The organism is Halorubrum sp. CBA1125 (assembly GCF_009742825.1).
Classification (GTDB): Archaea; Halobacteriota; Halobacteria; order Halobacteriales; family Haloferacaceae; genus Halorubrum.
The window spans coordinates 1-4,670 of record NZ_WPCE01000210.1 but is presented as its reverse complement, the minus strand read 5'-3'; the positions used below and the strand labels follow the sequence as shown (position 1 = coordinate 4,670).

Annotated in this window: 8 protein-coding genes and 1 pseudogene; 6 read left to right on the top strand and 3 right to left on the bottom strand. The window is 64.7% G+C overall.

Features of this window, described 5'->3' with window-relative positions:
* Together GJ633_RS14210 and GJ633_RS18305 are read left to right on the top strand one after the other, a co-directional pair.
* On the top strand, positions 1–1,721 hold a 1,721-nt coding region (locus GJ633_RS14210; protein WP_394351166.1), incomplete at its 5' end, for an ATP-binding protein.
* The gene (locus GJ633_RS18305; protein WP_321169097.1) at positions 1,718–1,903 is read left to right on the top strand and encodes a hypothetical protein; all 186 of its coding nucleotides are present in this window, start codon (positions 1,718–1,720) and stop codon (positions 1,901–1,903) included. The genes GJ633_RS14210 and GJ633_RS18305, both read left to right, overlap by 4 nt.
* Before the next feature lie 92 nt (positions 1,904–1,995).
* On the opposite strand, the gene GJ633_RS14205 is transcribed toward GJ633_RS18305, so the two are convergent.
* On the bottom strand, positions 1,996–2,472 hold the full coding sequence (locus GJ633_RS14205) for a hypothetical protein (protein ID WP_156589339.1): 477 nt from the start codon (positions 2,470–2,472) through the stop codon (positions 1,996–1,998).
* Positions 2,473–2,746: 274 nt separating this feature from the next.
* Between GJ633_RS14205 and GJ633_RS14200 the strand changes: the two genes are divergently transcribed.
* From GJ633_RS14200 to GJ633_RS14185, 4 genes are all read left to right on the top strand, one after another.
* Positions 2,747–3,013, top strand: coding sequence for an AbrB/MazE/SpoVT family DNA-binding domain-containing protein (locus GJ633_RS14200; protein ID WP_156589338.1), 267 nt, complete (start codon positions 2,747–2,749; stop codon positions 3,011–3,013).
* A gap of 3 nt (positions 3,014–3,016) precedes the next feature.
* Complete coding sequence (locus tag GJ633_RS14195) at positions 3,017–3,370, top strand: type II toxin-antitoxin system PemK/MazF family toxin (protein WP_156589337.1); 354 nt, start codon at positions 3,017–3,019, stop codon at positions 3,368–3,370.
* 121 nt (positions 3,371–3,491) lie between these two features.
* Positions 3,492–3,728, top strand: coding sequence for a hypothetical protein (locus GJ633_RS14190; RefSeq protein WP_156589336.1), 237 nt, complete (start codon positions 3,492–3,494; stop codon positions 3,726–3,728).
* The gene (locus GJ633_RS14185; RefSeq protein WP_156589335.1) at positions 3,725–4,078 is read left to right on the top strand and encodes a type II toxin-antitoxin system PemK/MazF family toxin; all 354 of its coding nucleotides are present in this window, start codon (positions 3,725–3,727) and stop codon (positions 4,076–4,078) included. The genes GJ633_RS14190 and GJ633_RS14185 overlap by 4 nt, the downstream gene beginning before the upstream one ends.
* A 99-nt stretch (positions 4,079–4,177) precedes the next feature.
* Here the strand turns inward: GJ633_RS14185 and GJ633_RS14180 are convergent, their stop codons facing one another.
* On the bottom strand, positions 4,178–4,471 hold the full coding sequence (locus GJ633_RS14180) for a chorismate mutase (RefSeq protein WP_156589334.1): 294 nt from the start codon (positions 4,469–4,471) through the stop codon (positions 4,178–4,180).
* A 5-nt stretch (positions 4,472–4,476) separates the two neighbouring features.
* A pseudogene (locus tag GJ633_RS14175) lies at positions 4,477–4,670 on the bottom strand (shikimate kinase); the annotation flags it as partial.

The window sequence follows — 4,670 nt, the reverse complement described above, 5'->3', positions numbered from 1 at the left end:
GCGAGGGGATCGGCGGCGACGCGACGGCGGAGCCGGGGTCCCCGGTCGAGCTTCCGGTCGTGGACGTGCTCACCGGGCGGTCGTTCATCACCGGCAAAAGCGGTTCCGGCAAGAGCAACACCGCCTCCGTCGTCATCGAGAACCTCCTCGACAACGGATTCCCCGTCATGATCGTCGACACTGACGGCGAGTATTACGGCCTCAAAGAGGAGTACGAGATACTCCACGCCGGCGCCGACGACGAGTGTGACATCGTCGTCTCGCCGGAGCACGCCGAGAAGCTGGCGAACCTCGCGCTGGAGCAGAACGTGCCGATCATCCTCGACGTCTCGGGCTACCTGGAGGAGGACACCGCCGACGAACTCCTCTTAGAGGTCACGAGACAGCTGTTCGCCAAGGAGAAACGCCTGAAGAAGCCCTTCCTGCTCGTCGTCGAGGAGTGTCACGAGTACATCCCGGAGGGGGGCGGGATGGACGAGACGGGGAAGATGCTGATCAAGGTGGGGAAACGCGGACGGAAACACGGGCTCGGGATCGTGGGGATCAGCCAGCGCCCCGCCGACGTGAAGAAGGACTTCATCACCCAGTGCGACTGGCTCTGCTGGCATCGGCTCACCTGGGACAACGACACCACGGTCGTCGGCCGGATCCTCGGATCGAAGTACGCGAACGCCGTCGAGGACTTAGCCGACGGGGAGGCCTTCCTGATGACCGACTGGGACGAGTCGATCCGTCGGATCCAGTTCCACCGCAAGCAGACGTTCGACGCGGGCGCGACGCCCGGGCTCGACGACTTCGAGCGCCCCGAACTCAAGTCCGTCTCCGGCGACCTCGTCGACGAGCTCCAGTCCATCTCCGACGAGAAAGCCCGCCGCGAATCCGAGCTCGCCGATCTCAGACAGGAGCTGGAGAAGAAGCGCCAGCGCATCCACGAGCTCGAACGCGAGCTGGAGGAGGCCCGCGACCTGAGCGACATGGCCGACCAGTTCGCCCAGGCGCTACTCGGGAAGGCGGAGGCCCCCTACCGCGGGGGCGACGGGCGGTCGGTCGCGGCAGCGAAGGCCCGAGATCGGGAACGCGAACAGGCCGATCTCGACGGATACGACGGCGAGACGTCCCCCGAGACGGACGACGCGAGAGCGGACGAGGAGTCGGTCCCGGTCGGTGATGCAGACGGGGATCCGGACCGCGACGACGCCCACGGAGACACAGACCGCGACGGCGACGCCGACGGAGACGCGGGAGCCGCGCCGCCCGAGGACGTCGAGCCCGTGACGCGCGCGGACGTCGCCGAGAGCGCGCTCCGGTTCGACGAGGCCGTCGAGCTCGGCACGCGCGAGGCGGTCATCGAGGAGCTCCGGAGCCGCGTCGAGTCGCTCTCCGACCTGTCGCGGGGTATGCTCCGACACTACCGCCGCGAGGGCGTCAGCGACCCCGTCGCCGCGCACATCGACGCCGGCGGCGACGGAGACGCCGGACACGCCTACAGCCGCCACCGTCCGATCCGGCGGGCCGGGCTCATCCGTCACGCCGGCCGGGGACACTACGCGTACGCGATTCCGGACCTGATCCGCGAGGCGTACGCGGACCGCCTCGACGAGGAGAGCGTCAGCGAGATCGTCCGCGCGGTCGAGACGGCGTTCGTCCCGTCCGCGGAGCGGAGCTACCCCCCAACCGCCGGTCCCGACGCGTCGAGCGTGACGGCGAGCGGCCGGACGTGACGGAGGTTGCCGAGACCGACGACTCGGAGGCCCGGGAGGCCGCCAGCTCCGATACCGCGGATGGCGACGACGAGAAGTGGGACGAACTGTCCGAGTCGACCGACGGTGATCCGACAGCGGACGGCCTGAGCGACGCCGCAAAGCGGGTCGCCGAGCGGAAAACGCGTCGCGGCAGAGAGTAGTCCCGTCCGTCGGGACGCAGCGCGGCAGGGTCGCGCGTACTTCGGTACCGCCAGGCTGTCGCACGACTCCCGTGTCGGTCTCGTGACAGCCTCTATCTGTCGTCTGCGGAAGATCGTTCGTACACCGTATCAGGGGCTGGCAGAATCCGCGTGGCCTCGTCCCCTTCGACGACGAACCGCGAACTCGACCGCGCCGACGAGGAGTGCCATCCCGAGGACGACCACCCAGCCGAGCAGGTACCAGCCGAACGGCGTCGGACCGACCGGGGTCGCGTCGGCGACTGCGAGACGGACGTCTCCCACGTACCGTACGCCGTCGCGACGAACAGCCCGACGACGAGGAGCAGCGGAGAGCGGAGCCGCTCGGCGGACCAGAGCGCGCTCGGAATCGCCCCGACTGCGAGAGTTCCGAGGCCGACGTACAGGAGGAACGGCGCGGTCGTGCCCCGAGTCGCGAACCCGAACCAGAGCCAGAGCACGCCCGCGAGGCCCGCGTGTGTCGCTCCGCCCGCGAGTCCGGACAGGATCGTTCCCTTCGAGGGCCGTACGAGCAGCGAACGCGGGGACATGGGTGTCGGTTTCGGCGGCGATCACTTATGTTCCGGGAGAGGTCGACAGACTCCCATCGTCCACGACGCCGACGGACACGGTCTCCGCCGAGAGAGACTGCGAAGGTGTCGAGGAAGACGGAATCTCACTCGAACCGACCGACGAGGAGTGATCCTAGACTGAGTAGGCAGTACCAGTTGAACGAAGGTTTCGTACGTCAACGATGGTCTGTCTCCTCTCGACTACCTTTTCGAAGGCGAAAGGGGTTTGAATATGAATATGATATGAATATGTATGAGTCGGAGCGAGAAACGGAAGGTCGGTGAACGGGGACAAGTCACCCTGCCGAAGGAACTGCGAGAGAAACTGGATATCCACGGCGGCGACGAGGTACTCGTTCGCGAGAAAGACGGGAAGATCATCATCGAGAAGCCCCTGTCTCGTGAGGAACTCGCTGAGGGGTACCGGCGACGTGCAGCGGAATCCGAAGCCCTCGCCGAGGAGATGGATGGCGTGTCTCGTGAGGCCGACGAGTACCTCGGCGACGTTCCCGAGTGGTAATCGATGGACGTTCACCGCGGAGATGTCGTCATCGTCGAACTCGACCCGACGGAGGGTTCGGAGCAGCGAGGAACACGACCGTGTCTGGTCGTCCAAAACGATGTCGGGAACGAGAACGCCCCGACGACTATCGTCGTTCCATTCACGACATCGCGAGGAGATAAACTGTACCCGTTCGAGGTTCTCGTCTCGGCCGCGGAATCCCCGCTTCGGGAAGATTCGGTCGCGCTCTGTAGTCAGATTCGGACGATTTCGATCGAGCACCGCATTACGGACAACGTCGGTTCCGTTCCGACCGCCCGAATGGAGGAAGTCAATGCCGCCCTCGAATACAGCCTCGGCCTGAGAGAGCTCTAACGGCTTTCTCGCTGCTCCGCCTCGTTCAAGTAGCTGAAATCCGTAACGTCGCGAGCGAAACCATGAGAATGGGTAATAGTGGGCAAGAGTTATTCTGTAGTGGGTAATAGTGGGTGACGTGATGAAAGTCGAGGCGCGAGATCTGCGGACGAAGGAGACGGACGACAGGGGTCGAATCTACCTCGGGACGGAGTACGCGAACAAACGTGTCACGGTAGCCGTCGTCGATATCGAATCCGACCGTCCGGACGACGAGGAGCTGGCAACCGCGTACCGTGAGGCCTCCGAGAGTGCGGAAACGCTGGCCGAGGACTGGGACGAAGCGTCGGACGAAGCGTGGGCTGGGCTGGATGAATGAGCGAGGGAGTAGAGATTCGCCGTGGAGACGTTGTCATCGTCCGCCTCGACCCCGCCGAGGGACACGAGATGAAGAAGACTCGACCAGCGGTGGTCGTCCAGAACGACATCGGAAACCAAAACTCCAGTACAACCATCGTCGCGCCCGCAACTGGAACGCATCGTGGCTACCCCTTCGAGGTACTCGTCCGAGCAGACGGTTCTCCGTTCGAAAAAGACTCTTCTATCCGTCTCGACCAGATTCGAGTCGTTTCTGTCGAAAGGCGGATTCACTCGGTCGCGGGAAGTCTCGACGGAGAAACGATGACCGAAGTGGACGACGCACTGAAACTAAGCCTCGGACTCGATTGAATACCACCTGAACGTGACAGGCGCAGGCTTTCAGCAAATACTCGCTCGATGTCGGAGTGGCATCGGGTGACTGGTGTATACACGATATCGTGACAGTGGCTACCGATTTTCTCTTTGCTCCACCTTGTTCAGCTCGATCAAGAGCCGAAAGATCGCCTTCACCAAGTTGGCGTCGACGTCGAACCGTTCGGCGTTCTCGCCCGCCCGCTCCATCACGCGCTCCTCCTGTCCCTCGTCGGTCGTCGGCAGGTCCTGTTCGGCTTTCACCGCGGCGACTGTGTCCGCGACGTAGGTGCGGCGGGCGATCAGTTCGACGATCTCGCGGTCGATGTCCTCGATCTCGCGGCGCAGTTCCTCTAGGCTCATCTCCTCGGGGATCGGTGTGTCACTCATGGGTGTTACCTGACGGCGGCGCCGTCGTTTCGCGTGGTGGTTCGGCGGAGCGTTCCGGGTCGGTTACCCCAAGCGTCCGCGACCGCGTCGAGGTCGCTCGCGGGATCGGTCGTGTCCGCGACGGCGACGACGCTCGGCCCGGTTCCGGACAGCGACACGCCGGCGGCGTGCGGCATCGCCTCGACGGCGGGGTCGGCGT